Source organism: Bifidobacterium sp. ESL0784, assembly GCF_029433295.1.
Classification (GTDB): Bacteria; Actinomycetota; Actinomycetes; order Actinomycetales; family Bifidobacteriaceae; genus Bifidobacterium.
Map to the genome: position 1 here is coordinate 106,433 of NZ_JAQTHV010000004.1, position 24,942 is coordinate 131,374.

General features: G+C 56.3%; 20 protein-coding genes. 17 read left to right on the forward strand and 3 right to left on the reverse strand.

Annotated features, from left to right (window positions below; all coding sequences use genetic code 11):
- The first annotated feature begins 77 nt into the window (after window positions 1-77).
- The 3 genes from PT279_RS07055 to PT279_RS07065 all read left to right on the forward strand — a co-directional run bounded on the left by PT279_RS07055 (window position 78) and on the right by PT279_RS07065 (window position 4,209).
- Window positions 78-1,892 carry a proline--tRNA ligase gene (locus PT279_RS07055; RefSeq protein ID WP_277167045.1) on the forward strand — a complete coding sequence of 605 codons (1,815 nt, stop codon included), beginning with the start codon at window positions 78-80 and terminating at the stop codon, window positions 1,890-1,892.
- Between the two features lie 307 nt (window positions 1,893-2,199).
- Window positions 2,200-3,048, forward strand: a complete 849-nt coding sequence (locus PT279_RS07060) for a 3-hydroxyacyl-CoA dehydrogenase (RefSeq protein WP_277166710.1) — start codon at window positions 2,200-2,202, stop codon at window positions 3,046-3,048.
- A gap of 522 nt (window positions 3,049-3,570) precedes the next feature.
- Entirely contained in the window at window positions 3,571-4,209 is a 639-nt protein-coding gene (locus PT279_RS07065; RefSeq protein ID WP_277166711.1) for a single-stranded DNA-binding protein, read from the forward strand.
- 125 nt (window positions 4,210-4,334) lie between these two features.
- On the opposite strand, the gene PT279_RS07070 is transcribed toward PT279_RS07065, so the two are convergent.
- A complete protein-coding gene (locus PT279_RS07070; protein ID WP_277166712.1) occupies window positions 4,335-6,413 on the reverse strand; it encodes a M13-type metalloendopeptidase in 2,079 nt (692 codons plus the stop codon).
- 221 nt (window positions 6,414-6,634) lie between these two features.
- Between PT279_RS07070 and PT279_RS07075 the strand changes: the two genes are divergently transcribed.
- From PT279_RS07075 to PT279_RS07085, 3 genes are all read left to right on the forward strand, one after another.
- Window positions 6,635-7,774, forward strand: a complete 1,140-nt coding sequence (locus PT279_RS07075; protein WP_277166713.1) for a DUF308 domain-containing protein — start codon at window positions 6,635-6,637, stop codon at window positions 7,772-7,774.
- 218 nt (window positions 7,775-7,992) lie between these two features.
- On the forward strand, window positions 7,993-8,769 hold the full coding sequence (map, locus tag PT279_RS07080; protein WP_277166714.1) for a type I methionyl aminopeptidase: 777 nt from the start codon (window positions 7,993-7,995) through the stop codon (window positions 8,767-8,769).
- A 290-nt stretch (window positions 8,770-9,059) separates the two neighbouring features.
- The gene (locus PT279_RS07085) at window positions 9,060-10,355 is read left to right on the forward strand and encodes a citrate synthase (protein WP_277166715.1); all 1,296 of its coding nucleotides are present in this window, start codon (window positions 9,060-9,062) and stop codon (window positions 10,353-10,355) included.
- 102 nt (window positions 10,356-10,457) lie between these two features.
- Here PT279_RS07085 and dapD read toward each other — a convergent pair whose 3' ends face one another.
- Window positions 10,458-11,462 (reverse strand): 2,3,4,5-tetrahydropyridine-2,6-dicarboxylate N-succinyltransferase, encoded by a 1,005-nt coding sequence (dapD, locus tag PT279_RS07090; protein ID WP_277166716.1) that lies wholly within the window; start codon window positions 11,460-11,462, stop codon window positions 10,458-10,460.
- Between the two features lie 133 nt (window positions 11,463-11,595).
- Between dapD and PT279_RS07095 the strand changes: the two genes are divergently transcribed.
- The 11 genes from PT279_RS07095 (at window position 11,596) to PT279_RS07145 (ending at window position 23,633) form a co-directional block, all read left to right on the forward strand.
- Window positions 11,596-11,727, forward strand: coding sequence for a hypothetical protein (locus tag PT279_RS07095; RefSeq protein ID WP_277166717.1), 132 nt, complete (start codon window positions 11,596-11,598; stop codon window positions 11,725-11,727).
- A 201-nt stretch (window positions 11,728-11,928) separates the two neighbouring features.
- Window positions 11,929-13,071, forward strand: a complete 1,143-nt coding sequence (gene prfB, locus PT279_RS07100) for a peptide chain release factor 2 (RefSeq protein ID WP_277166718.1) — start codon at window positions 11,929-11,931, stop codon at window positions 13,069-13,071.
- A 93-nt stretch (window positions 13,072-13,164) separates the two neighbouring features.
- A complete protein-coding gene (ftsE, locus tag PT279_RS07105; RefSeq protein ID WP_277166719.1) occupies window positions 13,165-14,667 on the forward strand; it encodes a cell division ATP-binding protein FtsE in 1,503 nt (500 codons plus the stop codon).
- Window positions 14,664-15,587 (forward strand): permease-like cell division protein FtsX, encoded by a 924-nt coding sequence (ftsX, locus tag PT279_RS07110; RefSeq protein ID WP_277166720.1) that lies wholly within the window; start codon window positions 14,664-14,666, stop codon window positions 15,585-15,587. Before ftsE ends, ftsX begins: the two co-directional genes overlap by 4 nt.
- Before the next feature lie 102 nt (window positions 15,588-15,689).
- On the forward strand, window positions 15,690-17,063 hold the full coding sequence (locus PT279_RS07115) for a CHAP domain-containing protein (RefSeq protein WP_277166721.1): 1,374 nt from the start codon (window positions 15,690-15,692) through the stop codon (window positions 17,061-17,063).
- A gap of 136 nt (window positions 17,064-17,199) precedes the next feature.
- Window positions 17,200-17,679, forward strand: a complete 480-nt coding sequence (smpB, locus tag PT279_RS07120) for an SsrA-binding protein SmpB (RefSeq protein ID WP_277144161.1) — start codon at window positions 17,200-17,202, stop codon at window positions 17,677-17,679.
- Between the two features lie 153 nt (window positions 17,680-17,832).
- Window positions 17,833-18,762, forward strand: a complete 930-nt coding sequence (locus PT279_RS07125; RefSeq protein ID WP_277167046.1) for an ABC transporter substrate-binding protein — start codon at window positions 17,833-17,835, stop codon at window positions 18,760-18,762.
- 284 nt (window positions 18,763-19,046) lie between these two features.
- Complete coding sequence (locus tag PT279_RS07130) at window positions 19,047-20,036, forward strand: amino acid ABC transporter permease (RefSeq protein WP_277166722.1); 990 nt, start codon at window positions 19,047-19,049, stop codon at window positions 20,034-20,036.
- Between the two features lie 17 nt (window positions 20,037-20,053).
- The gene (locus tag PT279_RS07135) at window positions 20,054-20,935 is read left to right on the forward strand and encodes an amino acid ABC transporter ATP-binding protein (protein ID WP_277166723.1); all 882 of its coding nucleotides are present in this window, start codon (window positions 20,054-20,056) and stop codon (window positions 20,933-20,935) included.
- A gap of 70 nt (window positions 20,936-21,005) precedes the next feature.
- Entirely contained in the window at window positions 21,006-22,895 is a 1,890-nt protein-coding gene (glmS, locus tag PT279_RS07140) for a glutamine--fructose-6-phosphate transaminase (isomerizing) (protein WP_277166725.1), read from the forward strand.
- A 6-nt stretch (window positions 22,896-22,901) separates the two neighbouring features.
- Window positions 22,902-23,633: a pseudouridine synthase gene (locus tag PT279_RS07145; protein WP_277166726.1), complete on the forward strand. Its 732-nt coding sequence runs from the start codon at window positions 22,902-22,904 to the stop codon at window positions 23,631-23,633.
- Window positions 23,634-23,727: 94 nt separating this feature from the next.
- Here PT279_RS07145 and PT279_RS07150 read toward each other — a convergent pair whose 3' ends face one another.
- A complete protein-coding gene (locus PT279_RS07150; protein WP_277166728.1) occupies window positions 23,728-24,942 on the reverse strand; it encodes an MFS transporter in 1,215 nt (404 codons plus the stop codon).

The window sequence follows — 24,942 nt, forward strand, 5'->3', positions numbered from 1 at the left end:
TTCTTCCATCATATGCCGTAACGTCGTCAATGTCGGCTCGCGCGAATAATTTAGGAACCATGACAAAAGCACTTCGTATGTCCACCCTGTTCCTGCGCACGCTGCGTGAGGACCCCGCCGACGCCGACGTTGACTCGGCGCGCCTGCTCCAGCGAGCCGGTTATATTCGCAAGGCCGCGCCCGGCATCTGGACCTGGCTGCCGCTCGGCTTGAACGTCCTCAACAAGATCGAGGCCGTGGTCCGCGAGGAAATGAACGGCATCGACGGCCAGGAAGTCCATTTCCCGGCTCTGCTGCCGAAGGAACCGTATGAGGCGACGCATCGCTGGGAGGAGTACGGCGAGAACATCTTCCGTCTGAAGGACCGTCACGAGGCCGATTACCTGCTCGCGCCGACCCACGAGGAAATGTTTACTTTGCTTGTCAAAGACATGTATTCCTCTTATAAGGATCTGCCGGTCACGCTCTACCAGATCCAGACCAAGTACCGCGACGAGTTCCGCCCGCGTGCCGGCCTGGTGCGTGGCCGCGAGTTCATCATGGAGGATGGCTATTCCTTCACCATCGATGAGGACGGACTCAAGAAGGCCTATGTCGAGGAGCGTGATGCCTACGAGCGCATCTTCAAGCGTCTTGATTTGGACTACATCATGGTCCACGCGGTTTCCGGCCCGATGGGCGGCTTCGAATCGCAGGAATTCCTTTCTCCGATGGCCATTGGTGAGGATACGTTCGCCAAGGCGCCGAGCGGTAAGGCTTGGAATGTCGAAGCACTGACGACGCCCGAAGTTCCGGCTATCGATTGCTCCGAGACTCCGGCAATGACCCTGCGCGATCTGCCGGATGCCAAGACCATCGACGAGATGGTCAGCCAGTGCAATGCGCTCTATCCGCGCGAAGACGGCCACAAGTGGGCCGAAACCGATATGTTGAAGAACGTCGTCATCGCTGTCAAGCACCCCGGCGAGCCCGATGATGAGAACGAAGATCATCGCAAGCCGTGGCGCGAAGTCGTCGTTGTGGCTCTGCCCGGTGATCGCCAGATCGATATGAAGCGCCTTGAGGCGCAGTTCGCGCCTGCCGAGATCGAAGAGGCCAATGAGGCCGATTTGAAAGCTCATCCTGAACTGGTCAAGGGCTATATTGGACCGTCCGTTTTGGGCCCGCAGGCTCGCATTGGCGGTTCCGCCATCAAGGATCCGGCTCGTTATCTGGTCGATGCCCATATCGCCGAAGGTTCCGCATGGGTCACCGGCGGCGACAAAAATGGCGTGGACGCCTTCGACATGGTCTATGGCCGTGATTTCAAGGCTGACGGTACCGTAGAGGCAACCGAGGTTCGCGATGGCGATATGAGCCCGGACGGTTCCGGTCCGCTAAGCTTCGAGCGCGGGGTGGAAATCGGCCAGGTCTTCCAGCTCGGCCTCAAATATTCCGAAGCGTTGGGCCTGAAAGTCCTCAACCAGAACGGCAAGGCCGTGCCGGTGTGGATGGGCAGCTACGGCATCGGCGTTTCGCGCGTTATGGCCTGCATCGCAGAAACCCACCACGACGAGAAGGGTCTGGCCTGGCCGGTCAATATCGCGCCTGCCGCGGTGCATGTGGTCGCCACAGGTAAGAAGGACGAAGCGTTCGACGGTGCGGAAAAACTGGTCGCCGAGATCGAGGCCAAGGGTCTTGAGGTCATTTACGACGATCGCAAGAAGGTCTCGCCCGGTGTCAAGTTCAAGGACGCCGAGCTGATTGGTGTGCCGTTGGTTGCCGTGGTCGGCCGTGACTACCTCAACGACGGCACCATCGAGGTTCGTGACCGCAATGGCGAGAACATGGTGAAGGTTGAGGCGGATAAGGCTGCTGATACTTTGTCCGAACGCTACCAGGCAATGCTCTGAATCGTACCTGTTCGCAAATAGGTGTGGCTGTTTCCTGTTGTCGGAAGCAGCCACATTTTCGTTTCAGCACTGATTGAATTCAATAAATTGTAATAAAATCTATGAAATAGAGAACAATTCTAGCCAATCAGTGATTCAAATGTGATATTAGCCATATTCTCTGTAGAATAAACGGTGTGCATCCCTGTAGAATAAATGATGTACGGATTCGGAGCGGCATCGAGGATTGATGCATTTGCCGAATATACAAGTCGCTGCGTATTGGTCGCAAGGCAATCTGCGGCGATGACAACGAAAGAAGAAATCAATGCAGAATCTTACCGTTTTGGGCACAGGCGTCCTCGGCTCACAGATTATTTTCCAGTCGGCATACAAGGGCAAGGATGTTGTCGCCTATGATATCAGTGACGAGATTTTGGCCGACCTTCCCGAGCGCTGGGAATATCTGAAGAAGCAGTACAAACGCGATATTCCTGATGCCACCGATGAGAAGCTCGACGCCGCCGTCTCGCGCATTCGTGCCACCTCCGACCTGCAGGACGCGGTCAAGGATGCGGACATCATCATCGAAGCCATCCCCGAGCGTCTTGACATCAAGCAGAGCACGTGGGAGAAGGTCAGCCAATATGCACCGGCGAAGACCGTTTTCTGCACCAACTCCTCGACGCTGCTGCCAAGCAAGATGGCCCCGTTCGTGGATCGCCCGCAGAAGTTCATGAGCCTGCACTTCGCCAATGAGATCTGGAAGTTCAACACCGGCGAGGTCATGGCTCAGCCGAAGACCGATCCGGCCGTCTTCGAGGAGGTCGCGCAGTTCGCCGAGGAAATCGGCATGGTCCCGATCCGTGTGATGAAGGAACAGCCCGGCTACCTGCTCAACTCGCTGCTGGTGCCGCTGCTCAACGCCGCTGCGGACCTGTGGGTGCGTGGTGTGGCTTCGGCCGAGGATATCGACAAGACCTGGCGCATCGCCACGGGCGCTCCCGCCGGCCCGTTCCAGATCTATGACACCGTCGGTATGATGACTCCCTATAACCTTTCCAAGGACAGCAAGGACTCGGTACAGCGTGAGTTCGCGGAACGCATCAAGAAGGAGTATATCGACAAAGGCAGGTTGGGCAAGTCCGCCGGCCACGGTTTCTACGACTATGAGTGAGTGATTCGTCATCTTTTCGATGCTTTTAGCCTCAAAGTAGTATATATTGGGATTCCTTGCTGTTTCAGGAATCCCAATATCTGTAGTTGTTCTTCCAATTGATATTTTCCTGAAATCAAGCTGTGGTGTTGTGCTTTTAGTGGTATGACGGCCTTGATATCTGTAATACTTATATTTTTATTATTCTTTGTTTCTCAATATTCTGCGTCTCGTATCTTCGTTTGGTTTTGATACCTGACGATTGCACCTGATTGTATTGTGCACATTCCGGATTTTGATGTGGACAGTGGTCTGTTCATCCACATTGCATCCACAACACGCCGGGACCCGGGGCATTCGACCACAGGATCTGTTTTGGCTTGAAAATCCGTTGATTGGCCTTGCATACTGGGAGAACCGCGGGGTACGTCTTGAGCCGATTTCAGCGCTGGAATCCGGTCGCGAATGCGGTTGGACTCCATTGTCGGTGACGTATCCCGCAGTCCACGATAATAAGCATTGCTTTTCAAAGGAGCAGAGACGATGGCACAACAAGGTACGGTGACGGTTTCAGGATTCATGGGGGCAAACCCGCAAAGTTTCGGGAAGGAAGGAAGCTCGGCAGCCGCAACGTTTAGAATCGGCTGCACGACAAGATATTTCAACCCGGCGGTCAACGAATGGCGTGACCGGCCTACGACGTGGATTACCGTCAAGGTGTTCCGACAACTGGCGGATAATGTGCTTTCAAGCCTCAAGAAAGGTGATCCGGTCATCGCCACAGGCAATTTGGCGACCGAGGAATGGACCCGTGACGGCACAAAACACAGCAGAATGGTGATGGAAGCCACGAGCGTCGGACATGATTTGAGTTTCGGTATTTCGGCATTCCAAAGGGTGAAACCTGGTGTGAAGGAACAGGGGAACACGCATGGCACCGAGTCCGCCGGGTCGGAGCCGCCGCAAGGCGAGACGGCTGTTCAAGAAGAGCATGGTGCTATGCCTGACGGTAATCAAGATGTTGCTGAAAACCGCAATAGCGGCCAAGACAATGCCATGACCGGTCGTGATTCAAGCAGCAATCGCGAGTTTGAGGATGAATCTGGCGAAGACCCGTGGGATGCAAGCGAGGTGTTTGAAGGGCATGCCGGCGCAGATCGATTGGTGGCATCGGTCGGATAAATTGACGTGACACAATAAGAAAGTGGTCGGATCATAATGACGTGCTCCGACCACAAATTCAAGGCTGTACTCAAGCGTTTCCTTGCTGATCTGTTATCGCAGCGAGGAAACGCTTGAGCTATTGGCTACCAGATGGATACGCGCTGCTCAGGGGCAAGCCAGAGCCTGTTTTCCGGCTTCACGTCGAATGCCTGATAGTAAAGGTCGACGTTGCGTACGATGCCGTTGGTGCGGAATTCGGCGGGGGAGTGCGGGTCGATCTGCAGGTACTGTTCCGTGAGCTCTTCACGCTGTGCGGTGCGCCAGATGGAGGCATAGCTCAGGAAGAAGCGCTGCAGGCCGGTGTAGCCGTCGATTTGCGGGGCGCTCGCCAGCGATGTCGCAACCGCTTGCGGCGAACCGTCGACCGAACGTCCATCTGCCTTGTCGAGTGCGAAGGCGTAGGCCTTCAGACTGATGTTGACACCGCTCAGGTCGCCGATGTTCTCGCCGATAGTGAGCGCGCCGTTGACGTGCGGGGCCTGAGTCAGGTCATCCGCGTACTTTTCCTGAAGCTGGGAGGGAATGAATCCGTTGTACTGGTTGATCAATGTTGTGGTGAGCTTCTGGAAGTTCGCCTTGTCCTCAGCGGTCCACCAGTCATTGAGCTTGCCGTCGCCGTCATACTGGCTGCCTTGGTCGTCGAAACCGTGTCCGATCTCGTGGCCGATGACCGCACCGATACCGCCATAGTTGGCGGCGTCGTCGGCATCCGCGTTGAAGAACGGGGGCTGGAGGATGGCGGCGGGGAAGACGATGACGTTCATGGACGGCTCGTAATAGGCGTTGACCGTCTGCGGGTTCATCAGCCATTCCTCGCGATCGACGACTTGGCCCACCTTGGAGAACTGGAAACCCGTCTCATAGGCGACGGCGGCGTTGAGGTCTTCCATCAGGCTCATTTCCGGCCTGATATCGAGAGCGGTGTAGTCGCGCCAGTGATTGGTGTAGCCGATCATCGGAGTGAACTTCGAAAGCTTCTCGAGAGCCTTCGCCTTGGTGGCTTCGCCCAGCCATGTGCTACCGGAGATGGAGACCCGGTAGGCTTCGATGATGTTGGAAACCAGCTGCTCCATGCGTTCCTTGGAGCTTTCGGGGAAATGGAGACGGACATATTCGCGGCCTACTTCTTCTCCGCAGATACTGTTGACCAACGAGACGCCGCGCTTCCAACGGTCACGCTGCTGTTTGGCGCCCGAAAGCACCTTGCCATAGAAGTCGAACTGGGTCTTGTCGAAATCCCGGCTCAGCGTGCTTGCCGAACCACTGATCATCGTCACGCGCGCCCAAAGCTTGAGATCTTCGAGTTCGCTCTGGTCCCAGAACCTGTCGAAGCCCGAAAGGAAGCTCGGCTCGTGCACGATGGTGCGATTGAACGCAGCCTTGAGAGCCAGTGGCTGCGTCTTCGAGGCGGGCAGTGTATTATAGGCGTTTTGCCAGGCGGAAAGCCACGAAGCGATGTCGAAGTGCGAGAGCGTGGAGGCGAGCATTTCGAGATCAGTGGGGTTGTAGGTCTTCTGTGAGTCTCGGGTGGCCACGTTATCCCAATGGTTTGAGGCGATTTTGGTCTCGATCTCAAGGAAGCGCCTGGCGTCGGCTTCGCATTTCGCGCTGTCGCCATAGTCGGCCAGCATCAGGAGCCTTGCAGCCATGTGCACATACTGCTCACGGATCGGCGCGTAATGGTCTTCGCGATAATAGGCTTCGTCGGGCAAGCCGATGCCGCCCTGCTCGATGTGCAGGATGTTGTGCTCGGGGTCACCGGGGTCGCCGTATACTCCGCAATCGAAGAAGTCGGGGCCGCCGACCGTGCTCAGTTCGCCCAAAACCTTCGTCAGTTCCGCCTTGTCGGAAGCGTCGTCGATGTGCTCGAGTGCATCCTTGATGGGACTGATGCCGGCTGCATCGATGGCATCGGTGTCGAGGAATGCGCGGTAAAGGCTTTGCGACTTGTGCGCCGGGCAGTTTTCGTCTTCGAGGATATCGTGAATCTGGCTTTCCGAGTCTTCGGCGAGCTTGTCGAAAGCGCCATAACGGGAACGGTCATCAGGCAGTTCGTAGGTGTCGATCCAGGGTCCGTTGACGAAGCGGAAAAGGTCGTCGCCCGGGCTGATGATGCTGGAGAATGAGGTCGTATCAAGGCCTGAAATCAAAGGTGTAGACATGGCTCCACTGTATCGGCGTTTGTTGACAAGAAGCTGGGCTGAATAAAAGAAAAACCGTTGGTCAGCCTGTCGGTTTTTATACCCGGTTGTGCCAAGTTCAGAGCCAAAAGCAATAGTCAAGGAATAGCTTTTGTCTTTCATCTGTTGAATGACATGGTAGTTGAAGTGAAGCGCCGCTATATGATTTGATGGTGGCGACGGTAAACGGAAAAGGAGTCGATATGTCAGACGCCAATATGAATGACAATAATTCGAACGTGAACGAAAACAACGGCAGTGATCAGGGACAGTCGAACGGCCAACCGACCGGGCAACAGGAATATGGAGCCTATGCGCCGAATCCCAACGCTATGAATGGCAACCAGAACCAGTCCGAAAACGAAAATGCCAATGCCCAAAATGCCAATCAGAACAACCAGGGTTATGGCCAATACCAATACAATGGCAATCAGGCAGGCACTGCGCAGGGCGGTGTGAACGCCAATCCGTACGCATACAACGGTCAGGGGCAGAATCCCAACCAAGGACCGTACAACGGGCAAGGCCAAAGCCCGAATCAGGCTTCCAACGGGTATGGTCCAAATGGCTATGGCCCTTATGCCGCCGATCCGAACCAGTATGGTCAGCAATATCAGAACGGCAATCCCTACGTCAATCCGTATGCCAATGCCAGCCAAAACGGCCAGTACCAGTATGCTCAAAACGGCCCGCAGGCCGACAATGGAGGTTCGACCGCAGGCGACAGGGGCTTCAACGCACAGTCGGCGCAGCCCGGCAGCAACGAATGGTGGCGGATGAACCCCTTCAAGCTGGCCGAGGAATGGTTGCCGAGCCAGGCGAAGAAGACCATCCGTATCGTCTACGGCGTAGTCGGCATCGTTGCGCTCCTGCTTGGCCTTGCACTGCTGATTTGGCCGAACAAGACGTTGGTGGCAGTGGCCATTGTGTTGGGTATCTACTTCGTGGTTTCCGGTGCCATCCGTGTCATCGGTGCCATCGTCGAGAACGGCTTGCCTGGTGGCTGGCGCGTGCTTGACATTCTCATCGGCATCATTCTGGTGATTGGCGGCGTGATTATGTTGAAGAACACCGTGCTTTCCACCGCCTTGCTGACGATGTTGGTCACCCTTACCGTTGGCATCGGCTGGATCATGGAAGGCATCATGGCGCTGGTGGAAACTTGGCGTCTGCCTAAGTCCGGCTGGGCCATCTTCTATGCAATCATTTCGATTCTTGCCGGCATCGTCGTGCTCTTCTCCCCGTTCGCCTCGGTTATTGTACTGATTGTTTTCGCTGGCATCTCCATGGTGGTCATGGGCATCCTCGCCATCATCCGCGCCTTCCGCTTCGGCAAGAACTGACTGCAAGGATCGTTATAAAACCTTGCGGCACAACGTTTTTCACGAACGTTGACGGCACTATAACGATGTGAAATCATGCCCTGGCCGGCTGAACCTCGATTCAGCCGGCCAGGGCATTGTCATATAGCGAGATTTTGGAATTATTCCACATGGATTCGTCTTCTATCCAGACGTAAGGTTTTTCCAAATATGTTTGAACGACGAAGTAGGGTGAAGGCATGATCGAATTGAAAACGCCAAAGGAAATCGCTTCGATGAAGGTCGCCGGCCGTTTCGTCGGCAGCATCTTGAAGGAGCTGCAGGAAACCACCAAGGTCGGCACCAATCTGCTGGAGATCGACGACCTCGTGCGCCGTCGCATCGAAAGCCGCAAGGGCGCCGAATCCTGCTACGTGGACTACGCGCCCGATTTCGGCACCGGCCCGTTCAAGCATTACATCTGCACATCCGTCAACGATGCGGTGCTGCACGGTGTCCCTTACGATTACGCGCTCAAAGACGGCGATCTGGTGAGTCTTGACCTGGCCATCAGCGTCGACGGATGGTGCGGCGATTCCGCGGTGAGCTTCGTGGTCGGTAAGGACCCGAACCCCGAGGATATCGCGCTGATCAAATGCACCGAAGAGGCGCTTGCGGCCGGCATCGCGGCGGCACAGTCCGGCAACCGGCTTGGCGACGTTTCCGCCGCCGTCGGTGACGTGGCGCACGAGCACGGCTACACCGTCAACATGGAATTCGGAGGCCATGGCATCGGGCATGTGATGCATGGCGATCCGTTCGTTCCCAACGATGGCAAGGCCCATCACGGTTTCAAACTGCGTCCGGGTCTCACAATCGCCATCGAACCGTGGTTCATGAAGACCACAGACGAGATTTATCAGGATGCCAAGGATGGATGGACGCTGCGCAGCTCCGACGGTTCCAACGGCGCCCATAGCGAGCACACCATCGCCATCACCGACAACGGCCCTGAGATTTTGACCGTTCGCGAGTAATCAATAATCGTTGTTCGGGCTCGATAAAAAGCCTTAATTAAGTGGTATTCGCAACTTGCGTGTGAATGCCACTTTTATTTTTTCAAATTTCGTACTTTGCCGAATAGCCGTATAACTCCATTTTTGAGACCGGGAATGTACGCAACGTGGACATCGGTTGCGTCAGTTTACATTTATGCAATAAGGTGTGTTCAATCCCTGATTGGTTGCGGCAATGCTTTCGGTTTTGTCCGTTTGCACAGGTAAGTAAAACGAGCAAATAATCTGGGCCGTAAAGGAAGGCGAAGGCGATGGTAGAGGCAAAACTCAATGTGGACGCGAACAGGTTCGATCTGCCCGTAGTCAAAGCCACGGAAGGGGCTGATGGCATTGCCGTGTCCAGCCTCAAAAACGACGGGTTCGTCACCCTCGATCCCGGTTTTCTGACCACTGCCCAGTGCGAATCGAAAATCACCTTCATCGACGGTCAGAAGTCGATTCTGCGCTACCGTGGATATCCGATCGAGCAGCTTTGCGAGCAATCCGATTTCCTTGAAGTGGCATGGCTTCTGCAGCATGGCGAGTTGCCGACGAAGGCCGAATATGACCAGTTCTGCGCCGATCTGAACCACCGCACGATGGTAGGCGAGGATTTCCGCAGCTTCATGGCCTCGTTCCCGCGTGCCGCACAGCCGATGAGCGTGCTTGCCTCGGCGATCAACGCCCTCGCGGCTTTTTATCCCGACACTACTGATATCAGCGATCCCGATCAGCTGGACGAATCGGCGCGCATCATCATGGCCAAGACCCGCACCATCGTCAGTTATATCTATCGCCGCCGCCGCGACGAACCGATGCTTTACCCGGATATCGCCCGTGGTTACGTCGACGATTTCCTGCGTATGTGCTTTGCGGTGCCCTATGAGCCGTATGAGTCGGATGAGCTTTCCATTCACGCGCTTGGCCGTCTGCTCATCATCCACGCCGACCACGAGCAGAATTGCTCGACCTCCGTGGTGCGTATCGCCGGCAGCGCCCATGCCAACCTGTATTCCGCGGTGGCGGCCGGAGTCAATGCGCTTTCCGGCCCTCTGCACGGTGGTGCCAACGAAGCGGTGCTGAAACAGCTTGAGGTCATCCGTGATTCCGGGGAAAACGTGCGCCAATTCGTCGAAAATGCCAAGAAGAACGGCACCCGCATTTCCGGTTTCGGCCATCGCGTCTATAAGTGCTACGACCCGCGCGCTGTGGTCGCCAAACATTATCTCGAGCAGCTCATGGCACGAGGAGACGTTGACAATCATCTCCCTGCCGATGAGCGCGTGCTGTTCGATATCGCCACGGAACTTGAGGACATCGCCACGCACGACGATTATTTCGTCTCACGTCATCTTTACCCGAATGTCGATTTCTACACCGGCTTGCTGTATCGGATCATCGGCTTTGATGCCCCGATGTTCACCCCGCTGTTCGCACTTGGCCGCATTCCCGGCTGGATCGCACAGTATCGCGAGATGCTGGCGGACCCTGGAACCAAGATCGGCCGTCCACGTCAGGTCTACATTGGCGAGACCGAACGGGATTACGTGCCGATGGACCAGCGCTGAATAGAGCAACAAAAAGGTCGGTCGATAGCTTCGTGACATCGTTGGAATACCAACGTTTCTAAATGTTATCGACCGACCTTTATGCTACCGATCCGCAAAGCCTTAGTTCTTGTGGAGCTTTTCGTTCAGAGCGATGCCGACCTTGCGGTAGCGTGCCTCGATGGCCCCGGTCACCGAATTGCGGATGAAGAGGATGTTGTCTTTGCCTGAAAGCTCGGAACCCTTGACGACTTCCAGCGGCTCGCCTGCGGCGATTTTGGCCTTGTCGTGGATGGTGATTTTCGTGCCGGCGGTGACGTAAAGTCCCGCTTCCACCACGCAGTTGTCACCCAAAGAAATGCCGATGCCGGCGTTCGCGCCGAGCAGACTGTGCTCACCGATGGAGTTGCGCAGCTTGCCACCGCCGGAAAGCGTGCCCATAATCGACGAGCCGCCCCCGACGTCCGAGCCGTTGCCGACGGTGACGCCTTGCGAGACCCGACCTTCGATCATGCAGGTGCCGAGCGTGCCGGCGTTGAAGTTGACGAATCCGGCATGCATCACTGTTGTGCCGGCTGCGAGGTGGGCGCCGAGACGTACGCGGTCCGCGTCGCCGATACGCACGCCTTCCGGCACTACATAGTCGACCATGCGCGGGAATTTGTCGACACCGAGCACGTTGACATCGACGCGGGGAGCGGGCATGCCGCCAGCAATGGCACCGGTCTTGGCAACGGCGTTCATCACGTCCATCTTGCGCAGCGCGAAGTCATCGACGGCGAACGGTCCGTAATTGGTCCACACCACGTTGGCGAGTTTGGCGAAGATGCCGTCGAGATTGATGGTGTTCGGCTCGACCATGCACATGCTCAGCAGATGCAGGCGCAGGTAGGCGTCGGCAGCATCTGTAATAGGGGAGTCGAGAGCGGAGACGGTGAATACGGGCACACGTCGTACGCCGCGAGCATCGGCCTGATCATAGGCCAAAGCACCGAATCCGTGCTTCGGTCGCGAGGCTTCATCGGGTGCTGCACCTATTTCCAGCTGCGGATACCATACATCCAGTGTGTTGCCCGCCTCATCGATCGAGGCCAGGCCCCAGCCCCAAGCCGTCCGTTCGTCACTCATACCTGCTCCTTCTAGCTACATTGTTGAAATGAATATGTCTCCAATCTAGCGCAAACCTGTATTTTTGTCCGCGTAAAGCTCAGAAGCCGAGGCTCAAGAACTAAATCCCACATGCTCGATACAATGAAACATTGTGAGTGATTACAGGAAAGAACGCGAACGCCGCGAAGGCCGTCGCCGCAATATCGTGCGGGTGATTTGCATCGTCGTGGCCGCAGCCATGCTGCTCGCGCTGGTGATTCCTGCGATTTATGCGGGTCTTTGACGATTTTGCATTGATGATCACGGTGAGGTCTCGACAGTCAAAAGCGACTGATTCCGCGGCGTACTATCGATTGGAAACAATGAATATGCGCCTTGGCAAGCAGACAAGATACAGGGACTGGAAATCGGAATGGAATATACGGCGGCCTTGCGGTGACGAGTGTCAGAGAATTTTCAGTGAGCAAATATAAGGTGGAGTGCAATGGCAGAGTTTGATTTTTCCCAAGCGCTGGGTGAAGCGCGCAGCAAATACGAGACGATTGAAAAGGCGTTGGATGTCGATCGGCTCAAGTCTGAAATCGACGAATTGGAGAAAGAGGCATCGGCGCCGAATCTTTGGGATGATGTCGAAAATGCGCAGAAGATCACCAGCAGGCTTTCCAACAAGCAGGGCTTGATCAAGAAGCTTGATTCGCTTTCGAGCAGGCTTGACGACATCGAGACGCTTTATGAGCTGGGTCAGGAGGAAGATGATCCCGATTCGATGAAAGAAGCACAGAACGGCGTCGACGGTCTGCAGAAGGATCTCGACGAAATGGAGATCCAGACCCTGCTCGATGGCGAATACGACGAGCGCAGCGCGGTGGTCACGATCCGAAGTGGCGCAGGCGGTGTAGATGCCGCCGATTTCGCGCAGATGCTGTTGCGTATGTACCTGCGCTGGGCCGAGCGCAACGGTTACAAGGCCAAGGTCATGGACACTTCCTACGCCGAAGAGGCCGGCATCAAGTCGGCGACGTTCGAGGTCGACGCGCCTTACGCTTACGGCCGTCTTTCCGTTGAAGGTGGCACCCACCGTCTGGTCCGCATATCACCTTTCGATAACCAAGGCCGCCGCCAGACCAGCTTCGCCGCGGTCGAGGTGGTGCCGTTGGTCGAGGAAACCGACCACATCGATATTCCCGATTCCGACATCCGTGTGGACACCTACTGCTCGTCGGGTCCTGGCGGTCAGGGCGTCAACACCACGTATTCCGCAGTGCGCATCACCCATTTGCCCACAGGCATCGTGGTGACCATGCAGGACGAGCGCAGCCAGATACAGAACCGCGCTGCCGCCATGGCTGTGCTTCAGTCTCGCCTTCTCGTCCTCCGTCACGAAGAGGAAGCGAAGAAGAAGAAGGAACTGGCAGGCGACATCAAGGCCAGTTGGGGCGATCAGATGCGCTCGTATGTATTGCACCCCTATCAGATGGTCAAGGATTTGCGCACCGGCTACGAAACCAGCCAGACGCAGGCCGTTTTCGACGGCGATATCAACGGGTTCATCGATGCAGGCATCCGCTGGCGTCACGAGCAGCGTCGTCAGGCGGCGCTTGAGGCCGAAGAAAACGATAAAAAGTAAAGACTTTCAGCTATTTCGGTTGGTTCGGGATAATCTGCGAGGCTTGAGTTCGTAGACTTGAACTTGAGCGACAAACAGTAAGGAAACGGCATTATGGCGTTGATCACACTGGACAAGGTCTCCAAGATCTATCCGAAGGGCACGCGTCCGGCCCTTGATCATATCAACCTCAATATCGAGCGTGGCGATTTCGTCTTTTTGGTGGGTGCTTCGGGCTCTGGCAAAACGACGTTGCTGAGTCTGCTGTTGCGTGAGGAAGAGGCGACGGACGGCGAAATCCGTGTGGCCGGCAACGACCTGCGCCGTTTGAGTGCTCGTCAGATTCCGCAATACCGCCGTTCCATAGGTTTCATTTTCCAGGACTACAAGCTGCTGAACAACAAAACCGTCTGGCAGAACGTTGCGTTTGCGTTGGAGGTCATCGGCACCCGTCGTTCGACCATCAAGTCGTTGGTCCCCAAAGTCCTTGAGACAGTAGGGCTTACGGGCAAGGAAAAGAACTACCCGCACGAGCTTTCCGGCGGTGAGGCCCAGCGTGTGGCCATCGCCCGCGCCTACGTCAACCACCCGCAGATTCTCCTGGCCGACGAACCCACCGGCAACCTCGACCCGACCACGTCGCTCGGCATTATGGAAGTCCTGGACGCCATCAACCGCACCGGCACCACCATCGTGATGGCGACCCACAACGAGGAGATCGTCAATTCCATGCGCAAGCGCGTCGTTGAGCTGCACGCCGGCAAGATCGTGCGTGACGAAGCCAAGGGCAGCTACGATTCGGCCCGATACTTCCCGGACGCCGAGGTGGAATCCAAGGCGAAACAGGTCATCGATCCGGCCGCCGGCAAATTCAAGCGCCCGCAGACTCGTGTCAACGCCATTTCGGCGACGTCAGGGCAAACCGTCGATGCGCAACCCGTCGATGACCGTTCCATGGTCGCCACGCAGGCCATGGATGCCGTCGCCGACGCCGTCGCCAACGGAACCGGAGAGAACGAAGGCATCGCCCGCCTTGCCAATGCCATGCATTCAGGCAGAACGGGACGATATGGTGAGGCGTTCCAATCGGCTGAAACCACAATGACTTGGGGCAAGGGCCTGACGCCTGAGGAAATGACCAACGCGCACCAACCGGTGTCCGATTCGAAGCAGGACGGGCAAGCCGGAAAATCCGGACAGTCGAAACGTTCGGGGCAGAGCAATGGCCTTTCGCCTTCATCGGCTGGGGAAAATACGCAGTCTAAGTCCTCGGCCTCGCGGATTTCGAAAACCTCGGGCATCGCGAAAACCGGCAATGCGGCACGCACTACGGGCAGTGCGTCCACTGCAGAACGGCATGGCAGACAATCGAAAGCCAATGCCACCAATACACAGACGGCTGGAATTGCGAAAGGCTCGCAGAATATCAAAAACTCGGAAAATGCCGTAAAAGACACGAAGGCAAAGGCCAAGGCGCCGTCTCTGCCTGCGCCCCCGGTTCCGCCATCGCAGGCAAAATCGAAAGCGAAACCCACCGCAGGCAAAAGCGGGCAAACAACACAGGTTCAGGACACACAAGGTCGTAACAACAGCAGGATTGCGGGGGAGCGGAAATGAGAGCGCGGTTTATCCTTTCTGAAACATGGACGAGCTTGAGGCAGAACGTCTCGATGATTCTTTCCGTGCTTCTGGTCACGTTCATCTCCTTCCTTTTCATCGGCGCTTCCGGCCTGATGCAGGCGCAGATCACCAAGGCCAAGGGGGATTGGTACAAAGAGGTGGAAGTTGTGGTTTGGCTTTGCCCCGACGGCACCAGCCAGGTCGCCAATTGCTCTGCAGGCAAGGCTCCCACCCAGCAGGAGATCATCCAGCTGCAGGACAAGATCCACGACGAGCTCGGCAACGTGGTCTCGCATATTACCTACGAAAGCCGTGAGGACTTCTACAAGAACACCTTCCTCAAGCAATACCCCAACGGTATCTATCAAGGCCGCACCCTGACAGCCGCAGATATGCAGGATTCGCTGAGGCTCAAGCTCAAAGACCCGACCAAGTATCAGGAGGTCTCTGAAACGCTTTCGGGCAGTCAGGGGGTCGAGGAGGTCCTTGACCAGCGGCAGATCTTCGATCCGGTCTTCGCGGTGCTCAACAAAGGGACGGCCGTTACGCTGGTCCTGGCGGCGGTGATGGTCGTCGTGGCGGTCCTGCTTACGGCGATCACCATACGTATGAGCGCGGCCAGCAGAAAAAACGAGACCGAAATCATGCGTTTGGTCGGAGCCTCGAATTGGACGATACGATTGCCGTTCGTGCTCGAAGGGGTCCTGGCCTCGCTTCTGGGCTCGTTGCTCTCTTGTGCGGCATTGAGCGCCATCGTCAAGCTGTTCATCACTGATTGGCTCGCGAAGACGGTGCAATGGATGCCGTTCGTCAATCAGGCTACCGTCTGGCTGATGGCACCTGCGTTGATTGTCGGTGCGATGCTGCTTTCGGCGATTGTCTCGACGATATCCCTACGGCGATATCTCCAGGTCTAGAATCCGTCGCTTTACTATTATGATGTAATAGACTCACTATATGTTTCAATAACATGGGTTTGTTACAATGGGAACATTGCATTACTTAAGAAAGGTGTTGTCGTGCTGAAAGTCACTCAACGTTTGCGTATGTTTGTGGGGATGGTGCTTGCCGTCGCTACGCTGTTGACTTGCGCCGCTGCGGTGTTTACCGTCAATCCGGAACAGGCTGAGGCCGCCACTTGGGGGGATTATCAGCAGAAGCAGCAGGAGACCAACAGCCTGCGCAGCCAGCTCGCAGGGGTCAATTCCGATTTGGCGAACAAGATCATTGAACTCAACGATCTGACAGACAACCAGATTCCTGCGGCCCAGCAGGCCGCCGATGATGCGCAGGGCAGCGCCACGCAGGCCCAGACCGCGGCGCAGTCCGCAACCGATCGCCTGAATGCCGCCATCAAAGACAAGGAAGACCTCGAAGCCAAGATCAAGCAGACAGGCATCGATTACGATGACGCGAAGGCCGGCGTCGCCCAGGTGGCGCGCGACAGCTTCCATGCCACGCAGGCCACCCAGGTCATGGATGTGGTCACCAAGTCCTCCACTACCCAGGATTTTGTCGACAAGATGCAGTCCCAGGCGGCAGTCAAGCGCAGTGAGGCCAACGCCGCGGATGAAGACGCCAACACCTTGAACTCCTCCATGAACCGCAAGCAGCGTCTTGATGCCATCGAGGAGCAGATTTCCAAGCTCAAGGTTCAGGCCGACAGCGATGCCGCCACGGCCCAGCAGGCGGCCCAGACCGCGCAGGCCAAGCAGAGCAGCCTGCAGGCCCTGCTCAACCAGGGTATGAGCCAGCGCGATTATCTGCAAAGCCAATCGAGCCAGCTGACCACCGACTCCGCAAGAGCAGCGGCGCAGATGGTCTCCTTGAAGGCCCAGATCGATGCGCAGTCCCAGTCTGCGATTAATTCCTACAACAACAACTACAACGCCCATTCCAGCGGTCAGACCTGGAGCAGGCCAACCGGTGGCTCGTCTTCACGTCCTTCCGGTGGCAACAGCGGCGGTTCCCGTCCAACGCCAGCGCCAGCTCCGTCGAGGCCTTCCAACGGTGGCGGCGGCTGGAGCGGTGGCAGCGCCCCGTATCCGCCGCGTCAGTGCACACTCTGGGCATGGATTCGCCGCAACCAGTTTGGCAAGCCGGTCACGGGCTCCATGGGCAACGGTGGCCAGTGGGCCGCAACCGCCCGTAGCATGGGCTGGCCGGTCGACAATTCCCCGCGCGTCGGTGATGCCATGGTCTTCACTCCTGGTTCGATCATCACCGGTTCCATGGGCTATCGCCCGGTCAGCGCGGCTTACGGCCACGTGGCCATTGTGGAGCGTGTGAACGGCGACGGTTCCGTATTCATTTCGGAAGGCGGCACCGGATTCGCGACATTCCCCGCATACGAGACGGTATACGGAGCGAGCAAATACCAGTTCATCCACTGATCGGTGAGCGATGGAAGATTGAACCATTCCATCGTTTATAGAGCATTCAAGCGCGCTGCCCTTGGCGGGTGGCGCGTTTGTGCTATGGTCGGGGCATATCGAGCGTGAGCAAGGAACTGGGATAAAAGGCAGAGGTATGGTAAAGGAACAAGGTACAAAGCTTATTGCGCAGAACCGCAAGGCGCGGCATAACTATACAATCGAAGACCATTATGAGGCCGGCCTGGTGCTTACCGGAACCGAGGTCAAGTCCCTGCGCGAAGGCCGCGCTTCGCTGGCGGAATCGTTCGTCTCCATTGACCGCAACGGGGAGATGTGGCTGGAAGGCGCGAACATCCCCGAATATCTCAACGGCACATGGAACAACCATGCCCCCAAACGCAAGCGCAAGCTGCTCCTGCATGCCTCGCAGATCGCCAAACTCAGCCGCCAGACCGAAGCCAAAGGCTACACGATTGTGCCGTTGAGCCTCTATTTCAAGGACGGTCGGGTGAAGGCCGAAATCGCCTTGGCCCGAGGCAAGAAGGAATACGACAAGCGTCAGTCCCTGCGCGAGGCCGAAGACAAGCGCGAGGCCTTGCGCGCGATGCGCTACAAGAACAAACTTGTGCGCTGAGATTTGGCTGGGATTTAGCCGGCATTTACTTTCATTCTGGATGTCCACTTATTGAGACGAGTTTTTTGCATAAATACGTAGGTGAGTATATTATGCATTTATACGAAGAAGGCGGAACATGTTAATCCGCCCCAGAGAGGATTCAACATGTCGCTGAAAATTTCCAAGTCCATCAAGGTCGTTTTGGCTAGTGTTTGCGCCACCGCGATGCTGGCCAGTGTCGCCGCGTGCGGTACCACGGACGAAAGCGATCAGAGTGCAACGCCGAAGAGCAGTAACTCCAACACCAGCTCGGTGAAGAAGGACGACAAGATCGCCGCGATGCTGCCGGATTCAATCAAGAAGGACGGCAAGTTCACCGTCGGTACGTCGCCCGATTATGCGCCCGCCGAGTTCCTTGACAAGGACGGCAAGACCCCGATCGGCTATGAAATGGACATGGCCAAGGCGATTTCCGCGGTCTTTGGTCTCAAATTCGACCCGACCTCCGCCGAGTTCGACTCGATCATGCCCGGCGTGGGTTCGAAATACGATGTTGGCATCTCCGGCTTCACCATGGACCCCGCCCGTAAGGATGCCGGCGAGTTCGTCTCCTTCATGAACGAAGGCGCCACCTTCGTGGTGCAGAAGGGTAACCCGAAGAAGCTTTCGACCGATGATCTCTGTGGGCACAGCATCGCAGTCCAGACCGGAACCGTGCATGAGGATACGGTCAAGAAACTGAATCAGCAGTGCACGGCGGCAGGCAAGAAGGCCATCGACATCCAATCGATGAAAGAACAGACGGTGGTGGCCACGAACGTCTCAACCGGCAAAGCCGATGCGTTCCTCGCCGATTCGCCGGTTTCCGGCTACGCCGTCAAGAAGAGCGACGGCGGGCTTGAATTCCTTGGCAAGACTTTCAACCAGACTCCCGAGGCCGTGGTGGTCAAGAAGGGCGACATGCAGACCGCAAAGGCCGTTCAGGCCGCGGTTCAGAAGCTGATCGATGACGGCACATATATGAAGATCCTCAAGTCCTGGGGCAGCGAATCCGGGGCTGTCAAAGAGGCCAAGATCAACAACTACGACGACATCAAGTAGTTTTAAGCTGGGCCTATGCAATCCGACCGATGCTTGTATTGGGCATCGGTCGGATTGCTGTATCGGTATTCCGAAGTCGACGGTTACCGGCGGACGGTGGTCGACAACGACAAAATCGCCATTGGTTCGCCGGTCGGAATGGCTTTCGAGTTTTTAGAATATGAGACAACCGTACGTTTATGCGTAGTATCGTATATTATACATATAGGTTTGTTGACGTTCTGTAGTGGTAGTTGATGTCGGTTTGCCGGTGAAAAGGCAGTTACGGGAGAGGTGGAAACGTTATGGCACATAAGAATGAATCGGATGGGCTGGATATTCCCAATCGGATCCATGCAAAGCCGGTGCATCGTCCCGGTTCGTTGATTGCAGGTATCATCGTCGCTTTCTTCGCGGTGATGCTCGTGCACGGCATGGTGACGAACGGCAACTTCGAATGGCCGATTGTCTGGAAATACCTGTTCAACGAGCATGTGCTCAACGGCATCGGCTGGACACTTGTGCTCACGGTGACCTCCATGCTTATCGCCATCGTGCTGGCCGTGCTGCTGGCGGTTATGCGCAAATCGGTCAATCCGGTGCTGCGCGGGGTCAGCTGGTTCTGGATCTGGTTCTTCCGTGGCACGCCTATTTATACGCAGCTGGTGTTCTGGGGGCTCTTATCGGTGCTGATTCCCACGATTACGCTGGGAATTCCCTTCACCCATCTCAACCTCTTGTCGATGAAAACCGAAACGCTCAACAAACTCATTTCCCCGGGGTTCCTGGCCGCGATGCTCGGCCTGGCATTGAACGAATCCGCTTATCTCGCCGAAATCGTACGTGCCGGTCTTGAAGCTGTCGATCCCGGTCAAAGTGAAGCCGCCAAAGCGCTTGGTATGCCGCGTACGATGATCATGCGCCGTGTCGTGCTTCCGCAGGCCATGCGTATCATCGTCCCGCCGACAGGTAACGAGGTCATCAGCATGCTCAAAACCACCTCTTTGGTTTCTGCGGTGCCGTTCAGTCTGGAGATCCAGTTTGCCACCAATGCCATCGCCGCGCGTATCTACAAGCCCATTCCGTTGCTCGTCGTGGCCTGCTTCTGGTATTTGGTGATCACCTCAGTGCTTATGGTGGCACAATCGTGGATCGAACGCTACTTCGGCAAAGGCTTCAACGAAGGTTCCAACGGACCCAGTGAGGGCGACAGCGATGTCAAAGACGAGAAGCCGTCTGCAAAGGTTGCCGAAGGCCGTGAGGGTGACACCACATTCCTCGGACTGAACGCGTGAAGGAAGACGAGACGGAGATGAACGATATGACAAAGAATGATCTGACCGCACAAACCACGGCAAAGGAGCAGGAAGCCGACAGCCTGAACAGTAGCGACAGCGCGACGCAGACCTCTGCCGACGCCGCGACAGTACCTGCCGTCAAAGCGACTCAGGTGCACAAGGCATTCGGCAGCCTGCACGTGCTCAAAGGGATCGACATGACGGTGATGTCTGGCACGGTGACGGTGATTCTGGGACCTTCAGGCTCCGGAAAATCCACGTTCCTGAGGCTTATCAATCAGCTTGAGACCCTGACCGGCGGCAGTATCGAGGTTGATGGCGAGCTCATCGGTTATAAGCATGTCAACCACGGCGGCAAGGCCGAACTGCAGACGCTGAACGACAAGGAGATCGCCAGGCAACGCGAAAAGCTCGGGATGGTCTTCCAGCGTTTCAACCTCTTCCCGCACCGCACCGTGCTCGAAAACGTGATGGAGGCGCCGGTGCATGTCGCCAAGGTGCCCAAGGATAAGGCGAAGGAAGAAGCGATGAAAGAGCTGGAACGTGTCGGTATGGCCGACCGTGCCGACTACTATCCGATGCAGCTTTCCGGTGGTCAGCAGCAGCGCGTCGCCATCGCACGCGCCTTGGCGATGAATCCCAAGATTATGCTTTTCGACGAGCCGACTTCGGCGCTGGATCCGGAGCTTGTAGGGGAGGTGCTCGGCGTGATGCGCTCGCTGGCCGACGCCGGTATGACGATGATCGTGGTGACTCATGAAATCGGATTCGCCCGTGAAGTGGCCGATCAGATCGTCTTCATGGACGGAGGCGTCGTCGTCGAACATGGCGGCCCCGAAATCATCGACAACCCTCAGGAGCCCCGCTTCAAAGACTTCCTCAGTCATGTGCTGTAAGCGTTAAAGATAGTGAAACTTTCGCGGGGGTGGTGTTGCGTTTCAGGGTTGTCACGTAGACTGGATTGCTATGTGTGGAATCGTTGGATTTGCTGGAAACAAGACCGCGTGCGGGAAGCCGCTGGAAGTGTGCATGCAGGGGCTCAAGCGTCTCGAATACCGCGGATATGATTCCGCCGGTGTGGCGCTGGCCGCTGCCGGGATGGATACCGTCGCCGTACGCAAGAAGTCAGGCCGTCTGGCCAATTTGGCCGCTGACATCGAACGCAGCCCCATGCCGGACGCGACCGTAGGTATCGGGCACACCCGTTGGGCCACCAATGGTGAGCCGAGCGATGTCAACGCGCACCCGCATACCAGCCAGGACGGCAAGATTGCCATCATTCACAACGGCATCATCGAGAACGCGGAGACTTTGCGTCTCGATCTGCAGACCGAGGGCTACACCTTCCTTTCGGCTACCGATACCGAAGTGGCCGCGAAACTGCTTGGCAAAATCGCCAACACCATCATCGAGGAAACCGGCAAGCCTGATCTGTTCGAAGCGTTGCGGCGTATGGCACGCATGCTGACCGGCGCGTTCACCATTCTGGCGGTGGACGTTCGTCAGCCCGATATCGTGGTGGGCGCGCGTCATGATTCTCCGCTTGTCGTCGGCCTCGGCGACGGCGAGAACTTTCTGGGCTCCGACGTGGCGGCCTTCGTCGCCTACACCAAGGAGGCGATGGAACTTGACCAGGACCAGGCGGTCTGCATTTCCGGCGATACCGTCACCGTAACGGACTTCGACGGCAACCCCGTCACCGATTCCAAGCGTTTCACCGTTGACTGGGATGCCAGCGCCTCGGAAAAAGGCGGCTGGGACTCGTTTATGGACAAGGAGATCCACGAGGAACCTGCGGCGGTGCACAATACGCTCCTCGGCCGTTTCAATGAAGACGGCGAGATCAAACTCGATGAGCTGCATATCGACCCGGAAGTCTTCAAACAGATCGACAAGATCATCGTCGTGGCCTGCGGAACCGCGAGTTACGCTGGCATGGTGGCCAAATACGCCATCGAGCACTGGGTACGCATCCCCGTCGAAGTCGAGTTGGCGCACGAATTCCGTTATCGTGATCCGATTCTGACGCCACGTACGTTGGTGGTTGCCATCTCGCAGTCCGGCGAGACCATGGACACGCTGATGGCCGTGCGCCATGCCCGTGAGCAGGGATCGCGTGTGCTCGCCATCTGCAACACGCAGGGTTCCACGATTCCTCGTGAATCTGATGCCGTGCTCTATACGCACGCCGGACCCGAGATCGCGGTGGCCTCCACCAAGGCCTTCGTCGCCCAGATCGTCGCAGCCTATCTGCTCGGTCTTTACTTCGCCCAGGTCAAGAACACGCTCTATCGTGATGAAATCCATCAGATTCTGGATCAGCTCAAGGCCATGCCGGAAAAGATTCAGTGGGTGCTCGACAACGACGTGGAACCGATAGAAGAAGCGGCCAAGAAGCTGCTGGACGCCAAATCGTTCCTCTTCCTCGGGCGCCATGTCGGCTATCCCGTTGCGATGGAAGGTGCACTCAAACTCAAGGAAATCGCCTATACCTTCACCGAAGGCTTTGCTGCCGGAGAGCTCAAGCACGGTCCCATCGCGCTGGTCGAGCCTGGCGAGCCGGTGGTGATTATCGTCCCGTCTTCACGCGGCCGCAATGTTCTGCATAACAAGGTCATTTCCGCCATCGAAGAGGTCAAGGCGCGCGGCGCGTTTACCGTCGTCGTGGCCGAGGTGGGAGACCCGGATGCCGAAAAATACGCGGATGTCGTCTTTTGGCGGCCCGAGTGCGCCACACTTCTGAGCCCGTTGGTCGACGTGGTGCCGTTGCATCTCTTTGCTTTCGATTTGGCCAAGCTCAAAGGCTACGACGTCGACAAGCCGCGCAATCTCGCGAAATCCGTGACGGTCGAGTAATACATTGTGGCGGGAAAGCATCGTTTCGTCACCGATGAGCCGGAAGTGCCGTTTGAACTGACGGTTCTTTACGGGGATGAAAATATCATCGTGGTGGATAAACCGCATTTTCTGGCGACCACGCCGCGAGGGATGTGGTATCGGCAGACGGCGCTTGTTCGCCTGCGCAAGCATTTCAAGGAACCGCAGATCACGCCTGCGCACCGACTTGACCGGCTCACCGCCGGTGTGGTGTTGTTCGTGCGCAATCCCGAACGGCGACGGGACTATCAGATGCTGTTTCAGGAGCATCGGGTCGAAAAGACTTACGAATGCCTCGCGCCGGCCTTGCCGATCGTGCGGCCCGAAACAGGGACCACCGAAAGGCTCAATCCGCCCGCACCATTCCCGCTGAAACGGCGCTCGCATATCGTCAAGGAGCGTGGCCGGCTGCAGGCTTACGAGATTCCAGGCGAGGTCAACGCCGAAACGGTTATCGAATTGGGAAAAACGGACGGCAACGTTGTCACCCAGGGGTATCGACATTACGTGCTTCATCCGAAAACCGGCAAAACCCATCAGCTGCGCGTCCATATGAATTCGCTTGGTCTGCCGATCAAGGGCGATGATTTGTACCCACAAATCTTGGAACCGGACTACGCCGACTTCTCAAGCCCGCTTCAACTGGTGGCCCGTTCCATGAGTTTTATCGATCCGGTCAGCCATCGCCCCATGCTGTTTACTTCGCGCCTTCAGTGATTGAGAAGGCAACTGCCACAAGTTTCAGGGCAATAACACACTCGCTCTGAAACTCGTGGCAGCAATATGAACTATCGTTTCCTTATCTTAAAGGTCACTCATAGATGTAATGAGATTCGATTCTCTTCTGGAACTTGAAGACGATAAGTACGACAACCATAACTACGGAAATGGCAAGCATGCACCAGAAGGTTCCGATCAGCGGGTCGAGTCCGAAAGCCTCGGAAACGAGCTTGAAGAACCAGGTGGAAATGGTGAAGCCAAGGCTGGTGATTGCGGAGAACAGACCCATTACGAACGGGTAGTGCTTCTTCTCGGTGATGTTGGAGAGCATGAAGGGCGTCCTGGTCATGATGATGGCGCTTCCGGAACCGATGAGGAAAGCAGCGAGGCAGACCAACGGGAAGAAACGCGTGAAGATGAAGAGGATTGCGCCGATACCCATCAGAGTAAAAGCGAATGGAATGGTGAAGTTCTTGAACAGCTTCTGGATTCGGTTGATCAACAGGCCGATGACCACGGATGAACCTGTATTGAACATGAGTGCCATGCCTGCCGAATCTGAGCCCCCGAGGTGATAGGTGCTCACGTAAATCGAAAGTTTGTTATACATCACCGCTACTAGGAAGATGCTCAGGAAGCCCAGAATTTCGCAAGCGACGATAGCCGGAATGCTTTGCTTGGCTCCTTCTTTAAGATGGGCTTCGTCTTGGTCGTCCTCCACTTCATCACTGACGGAATCGCTTGGGACGAAGACAACAACGAAGACAAGAGCGATGAGCGCTATGCCATAAAGCCAGTAATTGTGAACCCATCCCGACATTGCGAGTAATCCGCCGAGATACATGATGATCATTGAGGAGCCATCCTGCATGGCGACGATTTTGCCCATCAGCCCGGAAAGCTGTTCTCCATGGAAGAAGTGTGAGGATAAGCTGGGCAATATTGTAGTGATAATGCCCGTTCCAAAACCAGCGACGATAGCGCAAATCAGCAGTTGATTGACGCTGCCATGCAGGAATATCGGAGTTAGACCACCGACGGCAACGAACAGGCAGCCCGTTATTCCTACGGTTTTAAAGGAAAGTTTTTCCATCAGTTTGCCGAAAATGATGGCTGAAACCATTGCCGCGGAAGCACCGATGGAAACAACCGATTCGACTTTCGAAGGATCATCGTGGGGGAAACTTCTTTGGATATCCGCCACAGAAGGGGAAATGATCGAATCGAACCTGGAAATGATGGCAAGGAACAGAATACCGATCAAAATACCCGCTGTTTTTTTATTCAGAATTGATTTCTTCGCCAT

Bases quoted from the DNA above. Each gene is read 5' to 3' on its own strand.
- PT279_RS07055 (WP_277167045.1), top strand. From the start codon at position 78: ATGTCCACCCTGTTCCTGCGCACGCTGCGTGAGGACCCCGCCGACGCC.
- PT279_RS07060 (WP_277166710.1), top strand. From the start codon at position 2,200: ATGCAGAATCTTACCGTTTTGGGCACAGGCGTCCTCGGCTCACAGATT.
- PT279_RS07065 (WP_277166711.1), top strand. From the start codon at position 3,571: ATGGCACAACAAGGTACGGTGACGGTTTCAGGATTCATGGGGGCAAAC.
- PT279_RS07070 (WP_277166712.1), bottom strand. From the start codon at position 6,413: ATGTCTACACCTTTGATTTCAGGCCTTGATACGACCTCATTCTCCAGC.
- PT279_RS07075 (WP_277166713.1), top strand. From the start codon at position 6,635: ATGTCAGACGCCAATATGAATGACAATAATTCGAACGTGAACGAAAAC.
- map (WP_277166714.1), top strand. From the start codon at position 7,993: ATGATCGAATTGAAAACGCCAAAGGAAATCGCTTCGATGAAGGTCGCC.
- PT279_RS07085 (WP_277166715.1), top strand. From the start codon at position 9,060: ATGGTAGAGGCAAAACTCAATGTGGACGCGAACAGGTTCGATCTGCCC.
- dapD (WP_277166716.1), bottom strand. From the start codon at position 11,462: ATGAGTGACGAACGGACGGCTTGGGGCTGGGGCCTGGCCTCGATCGAT.
- prfB (WP_277166718.1), top strand. From the start codon at position 11,929: ATGGCAGAGTTTGATTTTTCCCAAGCGCTGGGTGAAGCGCGCAGCAAA.
- ftsE (WP_277166719.1), top strand. From the start codon at position 13,165: ATGGCGTTGATCACACTGGACAAGGTCTCCAAGATCTATCCGAAGGGC.
- ftsX (WP_277166720.1), top strand. From the start codon at position 14,664: ATGAGAGCGCGGTTTATCCTTTCTGAAACATGGACGAGCTTGAGGCAG.
- smpB (WP_277144161.1), top strand. From the start codon at position 17,200: ATGGTAAAGGAACAAGGTACAAAGCTTATTGCGCAGAACCGCAAGGCG.
- PT279_RS07130 (WP_277166722.1), top strand. From the start codon at position 19,047: ATGGCACATAAGAATGAATCGGATGGGCTGGATATTCCCAATCGGATC.
- PT279_RS07135 (WP_277166723.1), top strand. From the start codon at position 20,054: ATGAACGATATGACAAAGAATGATCTGACCGCACAAACCACGGCAAAG.
- glmS (WP_277166725.1), top strand. From the start codon at position 21,006: ATGTGTGGAATCGTTGGATTTGCTGGAAACAAGACCGCGTGCGGGAAG.
- PT279_RS07150 (WP_277166728.1), bottom strand. From the start codon at position 24,942: ATGGCGAAGAAATCAATTCTGAATAAAAAAACAGCGGGTATTTTGATC.